13 protein-coding genes and 4 pseudogenes are annotated in these 20,771 nt (G+C 71.9%); 8 read left to right on the top strand and 9 right to left on the bottom strand.

Annotated elements, in window-relative coordinates; all coding sequences use genetic code 11:
* Positions 1-82 precede the first annotated feature (82 nt).
* Positions 83-265: a hypothetical protein gene (locus tag ACF053_RS27635; protein ID WP_391956529.1), complete on the bottom strand. Its 183-nt coding sequence runs from the start codon at positions 263-265 to the stop codon at positions 83-85.
* A 166-nt stretch (positions 266-431) separates the two neighbouring features.
* A pseudogene (locus tag ACF053_RS27630) lies at positions 432-629 on the bottom strand (NUDIX domain-containing protein); the annotation flags it as partial.
* On the opposite strand from ACF053_RS27630, the gene ACF053_RS27625 reads away from it, so the two are divergent.
* Positions 616-906 (top strand): hypothetical protein, encoded by a 291-nt coding sequence (locus tag ACF053_RS27625; RefSeq protein ID WP_391956487.1) that lies wholly within the window; start codon positions 616-618, stop codon positions 904-906. The pseudogene ACF053_RS27630 and the gene ACF053_RS27625 sit on opposite strands and share 14 nt — an antisense overlap.
* A gap of 101 nt (positions 907-1,007) precedes the next feature.
* Here the strand turns inward: ACF053_RS27625 and ACF053_RS27620 are convergent, their stop codons facing one another.
* From ACF053_RS27620 to ACF053_RS27610, 3 genes are read right to left on the bottom strand one after another with little or no spacing between them, the layout of a single operon-like run.
* Positions 1,008-2,798: an ABC transporter ATP-binding protein gene (locus ACF053_RS27620; RefSeq protein ID WP_391956486.1), complete on the bottom strand. Its 1,791-nt coding sequence runs from the start codon at positions 2,796-2,798 to the stop codon at positions 1,008-1,010.
* Complete coding sequence (locus tag ACF053_RS27615; RefSeq protein ID WP_391956485.1) at positions 2,795-3,613, bottom strand: SDR family NAD(P)-dependent oxidoreductase; 819 nt, start codon at positions 3,611-3,613, stop codon at positions 2,795-2,797. The genes ACF053_RS27620 and ACF053_RS27615 overlap by 4 nt, the downstream gene beginning before the upstream one ends.
* A 37-nt stretch (positions 3,614-3,650) precedes the next feature.
* The gene (locus tag ACF053_RS27610) at positions 3,651-5,048 is read right to left on the bottom strand and encodes a hypothetical protein (protein WP_391956484.1); all 1,398 of its coding nucleotides are present in this window, start codon (positions 5,046-5,048) and stop codon (positions 3,651-3,653) included.
* 527 nt (positions 5,049-5,575) lie between these two features.
* Between ACF053_RS27610 and ACF053_RS27605 the strand changes: the two genes are divergently transcribed.
* The 4 genes and pseudogenes from ACF053_RS27605 to ACF053_RS27590 all read left to right on the top strand — a co-directional run.
* Positions 5,576-13,027 (top strand): SDR family NAD(P)-dependent oxidoreductase, encoded by a 7,452-nt coding sequence (locus ACF053_RS27605; protein WP_391956524.1) that lies wholly within the window; start codon positions 5,576-5,578, stop codon positions 13,025-13,027.
* A gap of 55 nt (positions 13,028-13,082) precedes the next feature.
* Complete coding sequence (locus tag ACF053_RS27600; protein ID WP_391956483.1) at positions 13,083-15,428, top strand: MMPL family transporter; 2,346 nt, start codon at positions 13,083-13,085, stop codon at positions 15,426-15,428.
* 264 nt (positions 15,429-15,692) lie between these two features.
* Positions 15,693-16,090: pseudogene (locus ACF053_RS27595) on the top strand (RNA-binding protein); the annotation flags it as partial.
* Between the two features lie 365 nt (positions 16,091-16,455).
* Positions 16,456-16,589: pseudogene (locus tag ACF053_RS27590) on the top strand (IS5/IS1182 family transposase); the annotation flags it as partial.
* A gap of 147 nt (positions 16,590-16,736) precedes the next feature.
* Here the strand turns inward: ACF053_RS27590 and ACF053_RS27585 are convergent.
* From ACF053_RS27585 to ACF053_RS27575, 3 genes and pseudogenes are all read right to left on the bottom strand, one after another.
* Entirely contained in the window at positions 16,737-17,228 is a 492-nt protein-coding gene (locus ACF053_RS27585) for a hypothetical protein (protein ID WP_391956482.1), read from the bottom strand.
* A 626-nt stretch (positions 17,229-17,854) separates the two neighbouring features.
* Positions 17,855-17,989: pseudogene (locus ACF053_RS30280) on the bottom strand (IS21-like element helper ATPase IstB); the annotation flags it as partial.
* Positions 17,990-18,100: 111 nt separating this feature from the next.
* Positions 18,101-18,268, bottom strand: a complete 168-nt coding sequence (locus ACF053_RS27575) for a hypothetical protein (RefSeq protein WP_391956480.1) — start codon at positions 18,266-18,268, stop codon at positions 18,101-18,103.
* Between the two features lie 321 nt (positions 18,269-18,589).
* Between ACF053_RS27575 and ACF053_RS27570 the strand changes: the two genes are divergently transcribed.
* Positions 18,590-18,895 carry a hypothetical protein gene (locus ACF053_RS27570; RefSeq protein ID WP_391956479.1) on the top strand — a complete coding sequence of 102 codons (306 nt, stop codon included), beginning with the start codon at positions 18,590-18,592 and terminating at the stop codon, positions 18,893-18,895.
* 590 nt (positions 18,896-19,485) lie between these two features.
* On the opposite strand, the gene ACF053_RS27565 is transcribed toward ACF053_RS27570, so the two are convergent.
* Positions 19,486-19,626, bottom strand: a complete 141-nt coding sequence (locus tag ACF053_RS27565) for a hypothetical protein (protein ID WP_391956478.1) — start codon at positions 19,624-19,626, stop codon at positions 19,486-19,488.
* 130 nt (positions 19,627-19,756) lie between these two features.
* Here ACF053_RS27565 and ACF053_RS27560 point away from each other — a divergent pair, with 130 nt between their 5' ends.
* Positions 19,757-20,341, top strand: a complete 585-nt coding sequence (locus tag ACF053_RS27560) for a DinB family protein (RefSeq protein ID WP_391956477.1) — start codon at positions 19,757-19,759, stop codon at positions 20,339-20,341.
* Positions 20,342-20,387: 46 nt separating this feature from the next.
* Entirely contained in the window at positions 20,388-20,747 is a 360-nt protein-coding gene (locus ACF053_RS27555) for a transposase (RefSeq protein ID WP_391956476.1), read from the top strand.
* The last annotated feature ends 24 nt before the right edge of the window (positions 20,748-20,771 follow it).

The following is a 20,771-nucleotide window of genomic DNA, read 5'->3' as shown; positions in this document are numbered from 1 at the left end:
CGAACCCCCTGTCCGGGCTCGGATCCCCGGGAGGGATTCGGCGGCGGGCACCGTCCTCCTCACACCGGGCCACGGCCGGGGTTCAGGCCGGGTACGGCAGGTCGGCCTCCGAGGTGCCGGCCGGCCGGGTGTGCAACTGCGCGTTTGGGCTGCCGATCCGCAGCTGCCAGGGGTGCGGGCTGTCGGTGGCCACGTGGAGGCGGTCGCCCGTGCGGCGCACATGGAAGCGGGCGGTCTCGCCGGGGCCGTCGTTGCGCGGGATCACGACGGTGCGCTCCGCCCCGTCGGCGAAGGCGTGGAACCGCAGCTCGACACCGTCCGCCCGGGCGGAGACCGGGCGCCGGTCGTCCGCGGCGAGCGGGAGGACGGAGTTGCATCAACGGCAGCGCGCCGAGGGTGTCGGCGACGTGGACGACGTGCGCGAGTTCCACGTCCACGGGGTCGATGACGAGACCGGCCTCCTCCTCCGCCTCGCGGACCAGGCAGGCGAGGGCGGACTCCTGCTCGCACCGGCCGGCGAGGTAGTGCCAGGTGTCGCCCGCGTGCTTCGAATCGGGGTGACGCAGCCCGAGAAGCACCCGGCCTTCCGCGTCTTCGACGTGAAGGTGGACTCCGATGCCGTTCAGCACCGTCCGGCTGCCCCCGTCCCACACGGATCCGAGGTCGGCTTCGCTGATGAACGGGATCTCGGCTCCGCCTACGATGCTGCCCTACGCGGACCTGCTGTTGCACCTGACCGAGTGGCACCAGTTCTCCGACATCGACCCCAAGCGGCTCGCTACCCGCACCGCCAGCCCCAAGGTCATCGACGCCCGCGGCACCCCTCGACGCCGATCAGTGGCGCGAAACCGGCTGGATGTTCCGGTCTCTCGGCCGTGTCCGACCAACACCCCTATCCGGGAGTGACCGGCCCTGACGGGCCGGTCCCGCGACACGGCACGGTCGACCCGAGCCCGCCGACACGGCCCGGTGATGCGTCTCCCGCTCCGCTGCGTGTCCGGCATCGCTCAACGGCGGTTCCCGCCGCCGGTGATGAGCGTCCTGTAGGGGCTGCTGGTGGCGAGCAGGTGCTCATGGCCGCCGGTGACCACTGTTCCGTGCCCGTCAAGCAGAATGACGTGGCGGGCGTCGCGCACGGCGGACAGCCTATGGCTGGCGATGATGACGCAGCGGGTGGCGGCCAGGTGTTCGACGGCTCGGGTGATGCGGTGTTCGCTGGCGCCGTCGAGCTGGGAGTTCGGCTCGTCGAGGAGCACGATCTCGCTGTCGGCAAGCAGCACGCGGGCCACGGCGAGGCGTTGGCGTTGACCCCCCGAGAGGTCCAGGGCGCGGCCGAGCGGCGTGTCGAGGGCTTGGGGGAGGGACAGGACGGTCTCGCTCAGGCCCACGGTCTCCAGGACGGCCATGAGCTCCTCGTCGCCGACCCGTCGCGTGAGGCCGAGTCGGAGGTTCTGGCGGACCGTGCCCTCCACCAGCGTGGACTGCTGGTCGAGATAGGTGGTGCGTGTGCGCAGCTCGTCCAGTGACCAGTCACTCGCGGGCCGCCCCAGGACACGGATCTCGCCCCGGTCGGGCTCGGCGAGACGGTTGATCAGGGTCAGCACCGTGGACTTCCCCGCCCCCGAAGGGCCGATGAGTGCGGTCAGGCCGATGGCGGGGACGCGGAAGCTCACGCGGTCCAGGACCGGGCTGCCCCCGGCGTGGGCGAAGGAGACGTCCTCGAATACCACCGCTGCCGCCACCCGGCGGCGCGGTCGCGCGGCGGGTGTCAGGCAGGGGGCGTCCCTCTCCGCCGGGAGGGCGAAGAGGCGTTGGAAGCGGCCCCGCGCGGCCAGACCGGCCTGCAGGTGGCCGATGCCGACGGCGGCGACGGCGACGGGGGAGGAGAGGTGCAGCAGATAGAGGAAGAAGCCGCTGAAGTCCGACAGCGACAGCTCGCCCCGCGCGATCCGCTGCCCGGCGGCCAGGGCGACGGCCAGGACCGCGGCTTGCTGGCCCAGGCTGACGACCGGACCGATGAGGCATTGGAGACGGGAAGCCGGCAGACAGGCGGCGAGGACGTCGGACGCAGCCCGTCCGAGGCTCCGTCCGGCCGCGGCCTCGTGGCGGCAGGCCTTGACGGTGACGAGTGCCGTGAGGTGGGCGGTGAGGACTTGGGCGAGACGCCCGACGGCGCGCTGCTGGGCGCCCGCGAGGTGTTTCATACGGGCTGTCATCAGGGCGACGCAGGCGCCGGCCAGACCGAAGGAGCCGGCGGCGACCAGGGTGAGGACCGGGTCGATGACCGCCATGGCGGTGAGTGTGGCCGCGGCGGCCATCACCGCCACGGGGAGGTGGACGAGACCGGTTTCGACGAGTATGCGCAGCAGCGCGGCGTCCGAGGTGACCCTGGCGGTCAGGCTGCCGGCGCCTTCCTCGCGGACCGTACGCAGGGGCAGCCGCAGCAGGTGGTCCAGGGTCCGGCGGCGCAGCCGCAGCACGGTGCGTTCGCCCACTGCGGCCAGCAGCCATCCGCACAGGGCCTGGAGCGCGGCGGAGCCCAGGACGGCGACGCTCATGCCCACGGCGGGACCGACGATCGACTCGCGCCGGGTGAGGGCGCTCGTTACGTCCATGGCCAGCCACGGTCCGGCCAGGGAGGCGGCGGCCGAGGCCAGGGACAGGGCGGCGGCCAAGGCGAGGAGCGCCCGGTTGCCGCCGAGGAGGCCCCAGCCGATACGCGGGTCGGGCGGTGTGGCGAGCGTGGGGGAGGAGGGCGCTTGAGCCCGGTGGGGGCGAGCCGTCCGGAGGAGGGTCATACCCCCGCGTCCACGGAAGGGGCTGTACCGCCCGGGCGAGGCTGGGGCTGCTCGCGTCCGAGGTCCAGGCTGAACGAGGCGGTCAGAGACCGCGGCAGGTGGCGCAGTCCCCAGGCGCAGGCACGGTACCGGCGGCTCGGGACGCTGATCAGGCGGCCTCCGGCCAGGTCGCGGAGGGCGGCGGTGACCACCTGTTCGCTGCTCAGCCACATCCACCGGGGAATGCGGCCGACCTCCAGTCCCGCCCGCCGGTGGAACGCCGTACGGACGTATCCCGGTAGCAGGGCCATGACCCGTACTCCACTGCTCCTCACCGGCGCGGAGCGGGCCACGGACTCGGTGAAGGCGAGCACCCAGGACTTGCTGGCCGGGTAGGTGCTGCCCAGCCAGGTCGGTCCGTAGGCGGCGACGGACGCGACGTTGACGACGGCTCCGGAGCCGCGGCGCATCATGGCGGGCAGGACGGTGCGGGTCGTGCGCAGCACGCAGCCGATGTTCAGCCGCAGGAGGGCCTCCTCCGCACCCAGGTCCCCGGTGGGGAAGGGCGTGGCGAGAGCGATCCCGGCGTTGTTGACCAGCAGGTCCGGAACGTCCTCGGCCAGGATGTCGGTGAGGCGGCGGCTGCCGGCGGCGGTGGCCAGGTCGGCGGCGAGGGTGGTGACCCGGCGGCCGGGGCGCCGCAGCCCCGCAGCGGCGTCCTCCAGGTCCTCTTCGGTACGGGCGACCAGCGTCAGGTCGTGACCGGTCCCGGCCAAATGCGTGGCGAAGGCGAATCCGAGTCCCGACGTGGCGCCCGTGATCACGGCTGTGGGCATGGCGGGGCCTGGTGCCGGCGACAAGGGCGGTGCCCGCTCATACCGGCTGGGGGACGTCGTCGGGAGTGAACCGGACGGCCGTGCCGTACAGGTCGAGCAGGCCCTGGAAGGGCTGGGAGGGCAGGCCTGGCTTCCACAGTTCGACGGCCATCTCGCCGTGATACAGCAGGGGCCAGCGGACGTACACGCGCGGGTCGCCCGGGTCGTTGACCGCGCGGGAGCGGCGCACGGTGTTGCGGGCGAGCTCGACGGTCAGGTCGGTGCCGCAGCCGAACCCGTAGGGGAACTCCTCGCGGTCCGGTTCCACGGTCTCGATCACCGCGTCGTCGCTGGAGGTGACGCCGACGTGGGCGTGGATGCCCGCCCTGATGAGGGGGACCTCGCGTTCCCCGTTCGGGTCGAGCACCCACGTACCCGATGGGTCCTTGGCGACACGGACGGTGGGGCAGGCCTCCATCAGGGCGCAGACCTCCCACGTCTCCACCGAGGGCTGCATCGGCAGCACACCGCTGGGTGCGAGGACGCGCAGGCGTCGACCGTCGGCCAGCCGCGGTTCCACGGCCACGACCTGCTCGCGCGTCAAGGCCCGCTTGTCGACGTCCCAGGAACCCGAAGCGCTGACCACCAGGCAGTCGAGGTCGGGGTCGTAGGCGAACAGCATGCCTTCGCTGAAGCCCCGCACCCCCATGTAGACCTCGTACATGTCGGCCAGCTGCTCGGACACGAAGTCGGACACCCGCAACGGTGGCGACAACAGGCCCAGCTCGCCCATCCGGCGCCCTGCGTCGGCCAGCCGCTCGGGGGTGCTGCCGGCCTGCCATGCCTCGGCGGTGATGGCGTCGCGGACCGTGTCGTAGTCCTCGGCGACCTGTCGGGCGCATGCCGCGGTGACCAGCCGGTCGCGCACCCGGTCGGCGATGCCGTCCATCTCGGTGGGGTGGCCGCCTTCCATCGTGCACAAGGTCACCTCGCGGACCTGGCCGGGAGCGTCACCGCGCGACACGAACAGGACCTTGGCCGCGCCCAGCCGCCCCATGGCCGTGCGGGCGGCCGCGACGACCTCCGCATGGGGCAGGGCGCTGAGCTGCTCGGGCACCTCGACCACGGCCACGACGTGGCGCGGGTTGCGGCGCAGGCCGTGGCGCTGGCGCAGCATGGCGCTCAACGGGGGGTAGGTCTCGGGGATCCTCTCCCGCAGGGGTCGGGGTCCGTCCGGGATGTGCCCGCACATGAGCATCAGGTCGACGTCGCCGTGGGAGCGGTCGAGGACGGTGTGCCCCTGGTCCTCGAACGAGGCGGTCAGACGGTCCAGGAACACCCGAAGTGCCCGCTGCCCGTCGGGAACCTCCCCGATGAGCTGCACCGTGCACGGGCGCCACCAACCGCACGCGGTGACATCGCTGCGGACGGGGGCGGCAACCGGTGAACTGCTCATGGCCTACCTTCCGGGAACGTCGTCGGGGGGTTTCGGCCGTGGCCCGCCATCGAGCCGGCCGTGGCCGGCCGACCGCTCGTGAGCACCGCCGCGACACGGATGCGATGGCTCGGAAAGCGCAGGGGGCGGGCTCTGTGGGACGGCTTTGAGACGACGGCGACCCTACCGGCGGCCGGCCGACGGGCGGGCCTCCGTGACCCTTCCGGGGAAGTCGGGCGTGGCGTGTTGACGCCACTTCACCCCCCGATGTGGTCTTTCCGCAGGTGGCAGCCGGTGGCGAGGCGCCCACATTCATCCGCGAGAGTGAAGGGATCAGGGACGACAGCGGCGTGGTCCACCGGCAGTAACCCCTCGTCACGCGTTGGCACCGGCCACAGCGTTCCCCCGAACGCAGTAACGGGCGCAAGGGCTGAGCCGCCACTCCCTAAGATCGCGGAGGTTTCGGCGGCGGGAACAGGCCGCCGAGCGGCCATCACAGGCAGCGCCGCTGCCCCACCCCCTTCGTGCACCGGGAGAACTCCGTGACCATGGCCCCCGCCGATCCCGACATGCAGGCCGTGGCGATCGTGGGCCTCTCGTGCCGTCTGCCCGGTGGCATCTGCGGCCCGGACGCCCTGTGGGAGGCGCTGCGGGACGGGCGCGACCTGGTGAGCTCGGTACCGCCCGACCGTTTCGACCCGGACCGGTTCGTCGACACCGAGCGCCGCAAGAGCAACAAGAGCTACACGGCCGCAGGCGGGTTCCTGGCGGACGTGACCGGTTTCGACACCGGCTACTTCCAGCGGATCTCGCCCCGTGAGGCGGCGCGCATGGACCCGCAGCACAGGTTGCTGCTGGAGATGGCTGTCGAGGCCCTGGACGATGCCGGCATCGACCAGGCCGCGACCGCCGGTTCCGACACCGCGGTGTTCGTCGGCATGTCGAGCCATGACTACGCCGACCTGCAGGCCTCCGGCGCGGACGCCCCCAACGCCTACACGATGGCAGGTCTGGCGGCGACCAACGCCGCCAACCGTGTCTCCCACCTCCTCGACTGGCACGGTCCCAGCATGACGGTGGACACTGCCTGCTCCTCGGCGCTGACCGCCCTGCACCAGGCGTGCGAGACCCTCCGGACCGGCCGGTCCCGGATGGCGCTCGCGGGCGGAGTGAGCGTCCTGCTCAGCCCCTTCGGCTTCGCCGGGTTCTCCGCCGCCTCCATGCTGTCGCCGACCGGGCGCTGCCGCGTCTTCTCGGCCGAGGCCGACGGATACGTGCGCGCGGAGGGAGGCGGCGTGGTGGCGCTCAAGGTCCTGGCCGACGCCCTCGCCGACGGCGACCGCATCCACGGAGTGATCCTCGCCAGCGGCGTCAACAGCGACGGCAGCACCACCGGACTGGCCCTGCCCAGCGCCCAGGCTCAGGCGTCACTGCTGGAGCAGGTCTACGCCCAGGCCGGCGTGACGGCCGACGACCTCGCCTACCTGGAGGCCCACGGCACAGGCACCCCGGTGGGCGACCCGATCGAGTGCGACGCCATCGGGCGCGCCCTGGGCAGCCGCCGCACCACCGGGCCACTGCCCATCGGATCGGTCAAGAGCAGCACCGGTCACCTGGAGGCCGCCTCCGGCATGGCGGGGTTGCTCAAGGCCTTGCTCGTCCTGCGCCACCGTCACATCCCGCCGACGCTGCACGCGGAGCCGCTGAGTCCCCACATCGACTTCGACGGCTGGGGACTCGACCCCTGCACCGAAGCCAGGCCCCTGGACCGGGAGCGGCCGGTGGTCGGCGTCAACTCCTTCGGCTTCGGCGGCTCCAACGCGCACGTGGTCCTCGCCGCCGCACCGGCGACCCCTGTCACCGGCCCGCCCTCGCGTCACCACGGCACGCTGCCGGTGGTGGTCTCCGCCCGTACCCCCGAGGCGTTGGAGGCCGCGGCCGCCGACATGGCCGAGCGGTTGCGAGGGGAGGACCCGGAGGGTTTCTACGACGCCGCGTGGACCGCCGCCCGCCGTCGGACCCTCCATCCGCACCGGGCCGTCGTCCTCACCCCCGGTGCGCACCCGGCAGCCGAGGCGCTCGCGGCCGTTGCCGAGGGCGCGCTCCCGCTGCCCGCCGCCACCGCCACCGGTCAGGCGGTGACCGACGGCCGGGTGGTGTTCGCGTTCGCCGGCAACGGCTCGCAGTGGGCCGGCATGGGCGCGGACCTGCTGCGTGAGGAGCCGGTGTTCCGCGATGCCCTCACCCGGGTCGACGACGCCCTCGCCCCCCATCTGGGCTGGTCGGTGCGTGACGAGATGATCACGGCCGACCCCGGACGCGTCCAGGCCACCGAGGTCGCCCAGCCGCTGCTCTTCGCCTTCCAGATCGGCCTGGTGGAACTGCTGCGCGCCCGCGGCATCCGCCCGGCCGCCGTCCTCGGCCACAGCGTCGGCGAGATCGCCGCCGCCCACGTCGCCGGCGCCCTCGACCTGCCCGCCGCCGCGCGCGTGGTCGCCGAACGCAGCCGCGCCCAGGCCACCACCCGCGGCCGGGGGCGCATGGCCGCGATCGGCCTGTCCGCGGAGGAAGCGGCCAAGGAACTCGCCCCCTACGCCGGCACCCTGGAGATCGCCGCCGTCAACGGCGATCAGGACGTCACCGTCTGCGGCCCCGAGGCGGCCCTCCGCGCGCTGGGCCGTGACCTGGAGCTGCGCGCGGTGTTCTTCCGCATGCTGGATCTGGACTACGCCTTCCACAGCCGCGCCATGGAGCCCATCCAGGACGAGCTGATCTCCTCCCTGGAAGGGCTGCGCCCCACCGCCACCGGCATCCCGTTCGTCTCGACGGTGACCGGCACCATCTGCCCGGGCGAGGACCTCGGAGCACGCTACTGGTGGCGTAACGTCCGGGAACCCGTGCTGTTCGGGCCGGCGCTGCGCACGCTGCTCGACGACGGCTACGACACCTTCGTCGACATCGGTCCCCATCCCGTCCTGCGGCCCTACCTCCGCAAGGCCACTAAGGACCTGGAACGGCCGGCACTGACCGCGGTCACCTGCGCCCGCGCGGTGCCCGGACCCACCGCCGTCGACACCGCGGCCGCCCAACTGCTGGCCGCCGGCGCCCGCGCCGACTGGAACGCCTTCTTCCCCCGGCCGGGCCGGACCGTGGGCCTGCCCGCCTACCCCTGGCAGCGCGAACGGCACTGGCGCGGCGACCCCCAGTGGTGGCTGCGCGTCGCCGGCGAGACCACCCCCGTCCAGCACCCGCTGCTGGGAGCGCGCGTCCCCGTCCAACACGCCGCCTGGTCCAATCCGGTGGAGCCCATCCGACTTCCCTGGCTGACCGACCACCAGGTCGCCGGCGCCGTGGTCATGCCCGCAGCGGCCTACCTGGAGATGGCGCTCGCAGCCGGCCGGCTCGTCCACGACGCCCCCGTCGAGGTGAACCACCTCCTCATCACCCGCGCCCTCGACATCCCCTGGGACGACGACACCGCCGACGTCCGCGTGCAGGTCTCGTACCACGAACCCGACCAGGCCCTGGAGGTCGCCGCCCGCACGGGCGACGACCTGCCCTGGCAGCCGTACGCCCGCGCCCGGGTCCGGCGCCTGCTGGCCACCGCCCCGGCGTCCGTCGACCCCGCCGCCCTGCGCGCGTCCATGCACACCCGGCTGGACGCCGCCGAGCACTACGCCCGCGCCCGCCGCGCCGGTCTCGCCTACGGTCCCGCCTTCAAGGTCCTCACCGACCTCCACCTGGGGGACGGGGAGGTCCTCGCCTCCTACACCCTGACCGAACCCGCCGACGGCTACCACGTGCACCCCGCGCTGCTCGACGGCGCCCTGCAGGCAGGCGGCTGCCTGACCACCGTCGACGGCGAGTACCTGCCGTTCCTCCCGGTCGCCGCCGAAGCGCTGCGCCTGTGGCACACCCCGCCGCAGACCGGGCTGATCCACGTACGCCTGCGCGAGAGCAGCCCGCAGGAACTGTGCTGGGACATCACCCTGTCCGACACCGAGGGCGAGGTCTGCCTCGAACTCACCGGCTGCAGACTGCGCCGCATGGGCAACACCCCCACCGAACCCGTGCAGCACCTCGTCAACGTGCTGCGCGCCGCCCCCAGCGCCACCGACCCGGCAGGGCCGGCGCCCCTGCCCTCACCGACCGCCCTCGCCCAGGCGTGCCTGCCCCACCGCGACCGGCTGGAGGACGTCTGGCGCGCAGAGGGCCACGGGACCGGACTGCAACGCCTCCGCGAGTGCTGCGCCCGTCTCATCGTCGATGCGTTCGCTCGGCTCCTGCCGCCCGGACAGACGGAGTTCGACACAGGCGACCTGGTGGCGGGCGGCATGCGGCCCCAGCACGCCCGGCTGGCCGAACTGCTCGCCCATGCCACCCGCGGCCTGATCCGTCGGACCCGACCGCCCGAGGGCGACCGGCCCGCCCGCTGGCACCTCCCCGACACGGACGGCCCCCCGCCCCTGGAGCCGTTCCAGCAGCTCGTGAGGGACTTCCCCCGCCAAGCCGTCGAGATCTCCCTGTTCGGCCGGTGCTGCCTGCACCTGGCCGACGTCCTGCGCGGCGAGCGCGATCCGCTGACCCTGCTCTTCGACGAACCCGATCGCCACCTGATCGAGTACTTCTACAGCGACGCCGCGCAGCCCCGCTTCCACAACCGGTTGCTGCGTGCCCTGGTGCGGGAGCAGGTCCGCACCTGGCCGGCCGACCGGCCGCTGCGGATCCTGGAAGTCGGCGCCGGTACCGGCAGCAGTACCGCCCTGCTGCTGCCCCATCTCCCGGCCGAACGCACCACCTACACCTTCACCGACCTGTCCGCCGGCTTCTTCCCCTCCGCCAAGGCCCGCTTCGCCGAGTTCGACTTCGTCGACTACCGGACCCTCGACCTGAACCAGGACCCCGCCGAGCAGGGCTTCACCGAGGCGTCCTTCGACGTGGTGATCGCCACCAACGTCCTGCACGCCACCCGCGACCTGCGCACGACGATCGCCCGCATCACCCACCTGCTCGCCGACGGCGGGCACCTCCTCGCCCACGAGACCCACGAACCCGGCCTGCTGGCGCCCTGCTTCGGGACGCTCGACGGTTTCTGGGACTTCACCGACACCGCACTCCGGCAGGGCTCCCCGCTGCTCCCCGCTGAGGTCTGGGCCCCGCTGCTGCGGGAGTGCGGCTTCGACGAGGTCGCCCAGCTCGGGCACGAACTACCCCTGCCCGATCTGGAGTACTCCGTGCTCTGCGCCCGCCGCACCGACCGGGCCACCACCACCGCACCCGCTCCTACGGGGCCGCACGACGACCAGGACACCCGGTGGCTGATCGCCGGTGAAAGCCCTGACAGCGACCTGACCCGCGTCCTCGCCGACACCCTCACCGGCACGGGCGCGGACGTCCACCTCACCGATCTGGACGAGGCCCCCCTCCACTGGGACCGGCTCGCGGGCGACCAGCAGCCACCGAAGACCGTCCTGGTCTTCGACGCCGGCGATCCCCACACCGGACCCTCCGAGGCGACCGAGCAGGCCGTCACCCGTCTCGGCCTCCTACGGGCCCTCGCCGGGACCGCCTCGCACCTGCCGGCCGGAACCACCGTCGACCTGTGGATCGTCACGCGTCCCAGCGGCATCCACGCCGCCCCCGAGCAACCCCGAGTCCCGCAGGACGCGGCGCTGTGGGGCGCGACGCGCTCCCTCGCCAACGAGATCCCCCACCTGGCCGTCCGCCGCATCTCCCTCGACGCCGGACCGCGGCCCGCGGACGACGCCCGGCGCCTGGCGGCCGAACTGCTCCGACCCACCGGTGAGGACGAGGTCGTCCTCACCCGTGGCGGACGCTTCGTCCCCCGTACCGTCGCCCTGCGGACCGCCACCGACACGCACGACGCCCCGGCCCCCGGGCCCTTCACCCTGAGCCTGCACGACGCCGGGCTGCATCCCCGGCTCACCTGGGTGGCCGACCGCCCGCAGCGACCCGCCGACGACGAGGTCACCATCGCCGTCGAAGCGGCGGCGCTCAACTACCGCGACGTCATGCTGGCCGTGGGCCTCCTGCCGCCGGGAGCGGAGACACCGCTGCCGGACGGGCCCGCCCTCGGCCTCGAATGCGCCGGCACCGTCACCGCCGTCGGCAGGACCGTCGCCCACGTCGCACCGGGCGACCGCGTCTACGCGCTCGCACCCCGCAGCATCAGCTCGCACGTGACCGTCAACGCCCGCCTCGTCGGCCCCGTACCCGACGGGATGTCGTTCACCGAAGCCGCCACCCTGCCCGTCGTGTACTTCACCGTCCACCACGCCCTGGAACGCCTCGCCCACCTGCAGCCGGGCGAGACCGTCCTCGTCCACGGCGCCGCCGGGGGCATCGGCCTGGCCGCCCTCCAGTTCGCCCGGGCACGCGGTGCCACCGTCATCGCCACCGCCGGGACGCCCGCCAAGCGCGACCTGCTGCACATGCTCGGCGTACCTCACGTCTTCGACTCCCGCACCCTGGACTTCGCCGAGCACGTCCGCGACCTCACCGGCGGCCGGGGCGTCGACGTCGTCCTCAACTCCCTCGCCGGCGAGGCCATCAGCCGCAGCCTGGAGCTGCTGCGGCCCGGCGGGCGCTTCGTGGAACTGGGCAAGCGCGACATCTACGCCTCGACCCCCTTGGCCCTGCGCCCCTTCGGCAACAACATCGCCTTCTTCGGCGTCGACGCCCACCAGCTCATCTCCGGCCGCATGCCCCAGGCCGGCACCTGCTTCGACGAGATGGCGCAACGGATCACGGACGGCACCTACCGGCCACTGCTGCACCTGGCCTACCCGGCAGCCCGGATCGGTGAGGCCCTGCGCGCCCTGCAACGCTCCCGCCACCTCGGCAAGGTCGTCATCACCTTCGAGGAGCCACCGCCCCTCGACAGGTCCCACCCACCCCTGCGACTGTCCCCGGACGCCACCTACCTGATCACCGGCGGGCTCAGCGGCCTCGGAGCCGCCCTCGCACACCGCCTCGTCGACCGCGGCGCCCGCCACCTCGCTCTCCTGGGCCGCAGGGGCGCCGACACCCCCGGCGCCGAGGACCTCGTCCAGGCCCTGGCGGAGCGCGGCGCCCAGGCGACCGCCCACACGGCCGACATCACACGCGAAGCCGACCTGCGCCGGGTACTGGACGCCGTCGACGCCTCCCCCCACCCGCTGCGCGGCGTGCTCCACGCCGCGATGGTCCTGGACGACGCGCCGCTCGCCGATCTGACCGACGAGCGCCTCCGCACCGCCCTGGCACCCAAGATGCTCGGTGCCGCACACCTGGACGCCCTCACCCGCGACCGCGACCTCCACCTCTTCGCCGCCTGCTCGTCCGTGACCACCTGGTTCGGCAACGCCTACCAGGCCAACTACACCGCCGCCAACGGCTACCTCGAGGCGCTCACCCGCAACCGGCGCGGCACGGGGCTGCCCGGGACGACCGTCGCCTGGGGGGCCATCAGTGACACCGGCTACGCCGCCCGCCACGGCATCACCGACATGCTCGCCCGACTCGGCCTGGACAACCTCACGCCCCGCGAAGCCTGCACCGCCCTTGAGGACGCAATCGCCCGGGACACCGACGTCAGCGCCGCCGCCCGCATCGACTGGGCCCGCATCCGCAGCATGATGCCGGCCGTGCAGACGCCCCGCTTGGCCGGCCTCATCCCCGCCCACACGCCCCGGGACGACGGCCCCGACCACCTGCGCCACCGTCTCGCCGCCGCCACCCCCGACGAGGCCCTCACCCTGGCCGCCGATGCCATCACCCAGGTCCTCGCCGACATCCTGCAGACCGACCCGGCCCGCCTCGACCGCGACCGCCGGCTCGACCAACTCGGCCTGGACTCCCTCATGGCCGTCGAGGCCGTCGTCGCCGCCCGCCGCCGACTGGGCTGCGAACTGCCGACGCTGGAGTTCCTCAACGCCCAGGGCATCACCGACCTCGCCAGGCGCGCCCTGATCCGGCTCGGTTACCAACCCCCGGTGTGATCCCGCCCGGCAACTGATCCCGTCGACGCGTCCATCCCCCCCGCAGGAGCCACTCGTGAGGTGCGAGCAGTCCCAACACCCAGACCGCTCGTACCCCCCGGGCCCCCTGGCCGCGCTCGCCCGTTGGGCCGTACGCCGCAACCGGCTGGTCCTGGCGGCCGCCGCCCTGTTCGTCGCCGTGGCAGGCTTCCTCTCCAGCGGAGTCTCGGCGCACCTCGGGGCCGGTGGCTGGATCGCGGAGGACACCCCGTCCGCCCGTGTACGCGGCATGCTCGGCCAGGCACCCCACGGCGGCATGCCGCCCCTCCTGCTCCTCGCCCGTACCGCCGGCTCCGTCGACGACGCATCGGCGCGCGCCGCCGGAGTCCGGCTCGTCGAGGACCTGCGGCACGAAGCGGGCGTCACCGGCGTCGACTCGTACTGGACGGGGCCGGTCGACCCCGCGACCGAGGACCTGCCGTCCCCGCCCCCCGATCCGCTGCTGCGTTCCACCGACGGCCGCACGGCCCTCGTCGCCCTGTGGTTCGAGGAAGGCGGACAGACCCGGCTCGACGTCACGGAACGGGTACTCACCCGGGCCGCCGAGCACGACGGCCCCCTGGAGACCCAGGCAGCGGGCCAGGCCGCCTTCACCCGAGCGCTGCAGTTCCACAGCGAGCAGGACCTGCTGCGCACGGAGCTGCTGGCCATGCCGGCCACCCTCGTCCTGCTCATCCTGGTGTTCGGCAGCATCCCGGCGGCACTTCTGCCGCTGGCCGTCGGCGCCGTGGCGGTGACCGGCACCACCGCGATCCTGCGCGCCATCGCCACCGTCACACCCGTGTCCGCCTTCGCCCTCAGCCTCACCACGGCCGTCGGCCTCGCCCTGGCCGTCGACTACAGCCTGTTCGTCGTCGCCCGGTACCGCGAGGAAAGGGCCTCCGGCCTCCCACACGACCAAGCCGTCGTCCACGCCCTCCGCACAGCCGGCCGGACCGTCGCCGTCTCGGCAGCCGTCGTCGCCGCCTCCCTGCTGGGACTCCTCCTCTTCCCGCTCACCCTCATGCGCTCCCTGGCCATCGCCGGGATCAGCGTCGTCCTGCTGGCGGCGGTCGCGTCCCTGCTCGTCATCCCCGCCGCCCTCGCCCGCTTCGGCGAGCGCGTGGCGAACCGCGACATCCTCGCCCGCCGGCGCCGCGCCGCCCGAAACGCAGCCCGATGGCACGCACTGGCCACCGCCGTCATGCGCCGCCCCCTCGCTGTCTTCACCCTCACCAGCGGACTGCTGCTCCTGCTCGCGCTGCCCTTCCGGGACGTCGCCTTCAGTCTCAGCGACGAACGGGCCCTCCCCCCTCACTCCCCGGTGGTCAGGGCAGTGCAGGACCTGCGCACCGACTTCCCACAGGTGGGAACGGAAGTGGACGTCGTCCTACCCGACTGGCACCCGACGGGCCGCGACGGCGCCGCCCGCCTCGACGCCTACGCCCGTCGTCTCAGCAGCCTCCCAGGGGTGCAGGGTCTGCGCACCGCCACGGGCACCTATCTGGACGGGAAACCTCTCGGCCCGCTCTGCACGCCCTCCGCCGCGCCGGCGCCCAAGAGCCCGTGCACAGGACTGCGGCAGTTCACCCTGTCGAGCGGCACGTGGCTGGCCATCAGCTCCCAACCGCGGCCCTACAGCCCCCAGGGCATCGATCTGCTGCGGAGCATCCGCACGCAGCCGGCCCCCGCGCCCGCCATCACCGGCGGAGTCACCGCCGAGTTCCTCGACACCCGCACGGTGGTCCTCCAACGGCTGCCCGGCGCGCTCACCGCCGTGGTCCTCGGGACACTGGCCCTGTTGCTGGTCTTCACCCGCAGCCTGTTCCTGCCCGTGAAGGCCCTCCTCGTCAACGCCCTCAGCCTGACGGCGGCTTTCGGCGCCATGGTCTACATCTTCCAGCAAGGGCATTTGCGCTGGCTGGTCGGCGACTTCACCACAACCGGCACCACTGACCTCATGCTGCCGCTGATCGCCTTCTTCCTCGCCTTCGGTCTGTCGATGGACTACGAGATCCTGCTCCTCGCCCGCATCTCGGAGGCGTACCACCGCACCCGCGACACGACCCGCGCGACCGCGGAGGGGCTCCAGGCTGCCGCGCCCCTCTTCACCGCTTCCGCCGCGGTGGTCCTCGTCGTCCTCCTGGCGCTCGCGGCCACGGAGGTGACCATGGTGAAGGTCATCGCCGTCACCGTCGCCTCGTCCGTCCTCCTGGACGCCGCGGTGATCCGCCCGCTCCTCGTACCGGCCGTGATGAAGCTGGCCGGCGCAGCGAACTGGTGGCTCCCCGCTCCCCTGCGACGTCGCCTGCCATACCATCCGGACCTGCCGCCGCCCCGGCTCCCCACCGCCTCGGTGACCGCGGCCGACACCTCCGCGTAGGTCTGGTAACCGGCGGATGTCGACGAACCGTGAGCTGCTCCGCGGTGTCGGGGAAGGGCGTGCCGCCCGGTACGGGCCGCCTGCTGATCGCGGGGGGCTGTGCCGAATCGGTGGCCTGCCGCGCCGACTGGGGATCGGTCACGGGCCTCGAACCCTGCGATGGGGAACCGACCACCTCCCGACCACGGAATCGGGACCGGAAACCACGCTGGCACTCCTTCCGCCCGTTCGAGGAGCAGCGCGCCGCCGTCCTTCGATCACCGGATCACCACATACGACCCCGCCGACCGCGACGAGCACGGCCACTACACCGGCACTGACGTCTCGGTCAGCGACCATGGACCGGTCGAGGCGGCGTACCTGGCGGCGATCGCCTCCTTCGCCGAGGCCTCGGACATCGACCGGCTGGAGATCCGCGAGCCCGCGGTCACCGGCTTCGTCAACTTCGGCGTGGAGCCGCCAGTTGGTGGGCACGGCCTCGGCGGGCTCTTCCCGCCCGACCTGACCGGTTACCACGATGGCGCCGAGGTTTCCCTGACGGTCGCCCTGGAACTGGTCCGGGGCTGCTCCGCGACCAGGGTGCCTGGCGCCGGCTGGAAGCAGGGGACGAGTTCACCGTGCACATCGGGTGGGACCAGTATGTGTACGTGGGCAGCGACCGGCTGGCTTGATCAAGCAGTTGTGGGTCCTGGCACAGAACTTGGGGAGCCGTCGCGGAGGGTGATGGCGCGCTGTTCGATTGAGAGAGTCCAAACCCCGGTTGCTCCACCTGAAGGCTCACCTCATACCCTCCGCACATGACTGATGATCCGTTCCCGTGCCGCTGTAACCGCATGATCGGCCAGCTCTACCACTGCCTCCAACAGAGGCACTGGCCTTCCCAGCTCCACCCGACGAGGTGGGCACAACGGCCGCATATCTAGAGGCCGCATCTCACCTGCAGCGATCAGGAGCATGCCTAGCGGGGCAGGCGGCCCAACACTGCACGGAACCTCTCCCACCCTGACGCGACGCTCGCGTCCCACAGGTGAGCCCACGCGCCTTCGGGAAGCTGGTGACGGTGCTGCGATGCGCGGGTGCGGACTCGGTCCGCAAGGGCCGACCATGGGGTCTTCCGCTGGGGGACCGGGCTCCGTTGTCGCGGCGTATTGGGGCACGAATGCGGATCCGGTCCGTGGACGACAGTGGGCCGACCACCGCCGGACCCTGGAAGCCATCGCGTGGAAGTACCGCACCTGCTTACCCTGTGTCGGCGTACACGTGAATGTACTCAGTTGAGTACACAGGAACCCGCCCGGCACCGGACCCTCACGCGATCCGCCTCGGAGGTAATCCCGCTTTGGCACGCCAGTGGTCGGCGTCGTGGGGATCAGCCAGCCAGCCGGTCAGGCGTTCAGCGCCGGCACGGAATGCATCAGGCAACGAAGTCTCCTCGCCGACCACGATCCTCAGGGCGTCGACGGCATGGGTGGCGTGGTCGGTCTCGCACCAGCAGGCCACATTCACCGCCGCATCGACCGCGAGCTGTCCCAGGTGGGTCCACACCACCTGAAGCAGGAACTCCGGCTGGTCGCCTCCCTCAGCGTGCTCGATGACATTCAGCCCAAGCACGATCGGCGTCCCCAGCTGTGAGCCGGGGAAGGCGGCATGCTGCAGGGCCCACTCCCACTCCGCAGTGGTTCTACCTGCACGAGCCGTGTCAACCGTGCGGGCCTCCTGAATCAAGCAGTCCACATCCGCAGGCGTCAGGAGAGTAAAGAGTGCGGTCAAAGGGACGTCGTCGAAGGCACCTCGCATCATGGGGTGATCATCTCTGTCTCCGGCTCGTACCACGAGCCCTTCCCAGCTCTCCCGAAAAGATGGCGCACGGCTTGGTGGCTGACCGGCGGGGCAGCGTTCACCCGTATCTGGTTTGGGTACTTCGACCCGACGAGTACGCCGACATCCTGGCGCGATCTGCCAGAAGAGCTCGGACCTTGGCCGCCCTCGCTCAGCGCAGACGGCCTGTGCGATCGAGTGTTGCGGGGTCTGCTTAGATCCAGCTGTGGACATATCCGCTGAGGGACGGTCGCTCGATCCGGTCTGGCTTGAGATCAACAACAACGTGTGTGGTGGCCTGGTAGGAGGCCCGAGTCCATCGTTGGTGGCCGAGCGGTTCATCAGGGCCGGCTGGAGTTCCACATCAGGCTCGTCGTGGGAGTCGTATGAGGTCGAGACCAGCTGGTGTCGCATCGAGGTCGACCCGACCGAAGAGGGCACGCTCCTGAACGGAGTTGTCGATCCCCAACGGTTCGAGGATCTGGCAGCGCTGCTGACCCGGTTCGGTCTGCTGTTCAGTCTTGAGCTCTATGACGATGACGGGGAACTGCTGCAGGAGATCGAAGCTGGAACCCCGTCAGCGCCTCGTGACGCAGCTGCTGGATCTTTCAGCCGACTGCTTGCTCCGCTTGAGCTTTGGTCGCGGCGAGGCGGTGGGACTCGGTTCCGGTTTGGATGATGTTGCCGCCGAAGGTGAGCCGGTCGGCGATGGCCGGGCCTCCGAACGATTCGACCGAACCGATGTTCCCATTCGCGGAGGGCCGTGGAGAACCGTAGCCCGGAGGCCGCGCCCTGGACGACCCGCAATCCGGGGAGCCCCGCACACCCGGGGTGGGCGTCGCGTGCCGCTTCCACTACTCCGGCGACACGCCCTGACTGTCGGCACCGCGGCGCTCGGTCAACTGGGCGGCGGTGTTCTCGATCCACAGCAGCGTCCACTCGACACCGGAGCGCCACCCGGGCTCCGCACCGCCGTACCGGCCTTCGGCGTCGGCACGGATGCTGGCGACGAGGGCACGCAAGTCCCTCTGCAGGTGCCTGCCGCTTGGCCGATTCCATGACCTGGATCATGTCGTCGGTGATGTCACCGGGGCGGAGTGCGCTCATCGCCCCACCATCGACTACCGCCCCCGCCGATGGCCATACCGTGCGGTCGACAACATGAAGACCCTCCCGGCAAAGCCCTGGTCAGCGGGTGATCCCCCGTGGCAGGCTCGTGACCTTCCAGGCGAGGGGAGTATGCCGATGGAGGGCTTCGCGCGGACGGAAGGCGAACCGTGCCCGGACTGCAAGGCCGGCCCCGGGCCGGAGAACGCCTGCGTCGGGATGGGCCTGCCATCCAGATGTGGCACACCCCGGACTGCCCGCAGTGGACCATCATGCAGGTCGGCCTCGAGGCCGGCTCCCGACGTATCGAGGAACAGGATGCGTGGGCTAAGGGCGTCTTCCCGGCCGCGCGAGAACGCCTGAAGCAGGCTGCTGCCGCGCTGCCGCCGGACACGCCTACTCAGCCGTTCGTCGACGCGCTCACCGAACTCGTCCAGGCCCAGGCCGACACCACCGGCTTCGTCGTCCTGCACCGGTGGGCGGAGATCCTGGAGCGGCACTTCCCGCCGCAGCTGCCGGACCCCGAGCACACCACCGAGTAACCGGCCGCGCCCACGGCCGCGACCGTCCCGGCCCCGCGGGGGCGAGCGCGGCGATAGCGTCCTGCCTCGTGCCACCACCGACACATCGCAGCCCCGGCACTGGGCGTCGCGGTCGTCGCCGCGATCACCGCCATCGGCTCCTGGAGGGCGGCACGCAATTCCAACGAGGCCGCGCAGATCCTGTCCCGGAGCGCTCCACGGAGGCCCGCGCCCGGGTACACCTCGGACCGTGACCCCCACCCGGCTCTCTTGCTCCTCCAAACCTGAGGCAGCGGTGCCCCGGGAGAGCGGACGGTCTCCCGCCCAGCGCGGCAGCAAGGGCCTGGAGCTGGGCGCCGGAGATGGACGAGGCCGCCAGACACCTCACGCCGCCGGCCTCCCAGCAGACGTGGCACAAGCCGTCGCGTACGGACGAATGTCCCCAGCTCTGGCCTCGGGTAACGGCAGCACGGCAGAGCATCTTGGTTGAGGTCGTTCCCCCGACGTCACTTCGACGGCCACGCGGCTGAGCCGGAGGAGTCCAGCTGGAAGAGCAGGCGCCCGCCTCTTTCACCGCAGTGGCTCGGCGGTGGCCGCGGCGAACGCGCCGGTCAACGCTGCGTCAGCGCGACGCGGCCGTCGGGCAGCCGCACGGCCAGGTGCCGCGGGCGGGCGGCGGCACCGGTGTGGCCGGCTGCCGGCACGTCGACCGTCTCGGCGTGCCGGATCTTCTGCCTTAGAGGTTGTCTCACGTGGCAAGTTCTGCGAGCTTCTTGCGGCAGCTCAGGACAGTGGCCATGGCCAGGCTTCGGCTCTTCCGGTCGTTGCGGTCCACGTACGGGATCTTGAGGCCGCGAGTAGTCCATGGCAGGCTCATGCCGCATGATCGATGAATTCGCCAAGGACACCCTGCACGGGAGACTGCGGCGGGACCGCAAGGCGCTGCTCTGGAAGCTCGACGGCTTGTCCGAATACGACGCCCGCCGACCATTGACAGCGACCGGGACCAACCTCCTCGGCCTGGTCAAACACGTGGCCAGCGTCGAGGCCAGGTACTTCGGCGAGGTCTTCGACCGCCCTTCCCCGGAACCGCTGCCTCGGTGGCAGGACCATGACGGCAGCGATCTGTGGGCGACTGCGGACGAGACCCGCGATCAGATTATCGAGTCCTACCGGCGCACGTGGGAACACTCAGACGCGACGATCAACGAGCTTCCCCTCGACGCCCCCGGCCACGTGCCGTGGTGGTCGGAGCCTTATCTCAACACGAACCTGTTCGCCATCCTGGTCCACGTCCTCGGCGAGACAAACCGGCATGCCGGGCACGCCGACATCCTGCGCGAAGACGTCGATGGCCGAACCGGGATGCGGCCCGAACACGAGATGCAGATCGATGAGGAAGGCCGCGACGCCCACTGCGCGAAGATCGAGCAGGCCGCCAGATCGGCCGCATCGGTCAAGGCATAGAAGGCTGTGCCACGTGACTTGATGTTCGAGCGGCATGATGCCGACCGTGGGTGCTGATCTGTCGGAGCGTCTGGTTCCTGATGAGCTTTGGGAGCTGGTCGCCCCGTCACTGCCGACGTTCGCGGCTCGACGGCAAGGTGGCGGGACCGCTCCGCGTGACGAGCGGGCCGTGTTCACCGCAGTGGTGTACGTGCTGACCAGCGGCTGTGCCTGGCGTCATCTGCCGCCGACGTTCGGCACATCCTCCGCCACCGCGCATCGCCGCTTCACGGTATGGACCGGGGTCGGCCTGTGGCGTCGGCTGCATCGGGCGGTGCTGGACGAACTCGGAGCCCGGGGCGAGGTGGACTGGACCTCGGCGATCGTCGACGCGGCCTCCGTTCGCGCCAAAAGGGTGGCTGTCTGACGGGGCCGAACCCGGTCGATCGCG

It is taken from the genome of Streptomyces kanasensis, from assembly GCF_043077165.1.
Classification (GTDB): Bacteria; Actinomycetota; Actinomycetes; order Streptomycetales; family Streptomycetaceae; genus Streptomyces; species Streptomyces changanensis.
Note: the sequence above shows the minus strand (reverse complement) of the source record. Positions and strands in the feature narration are given on the sequence as shown.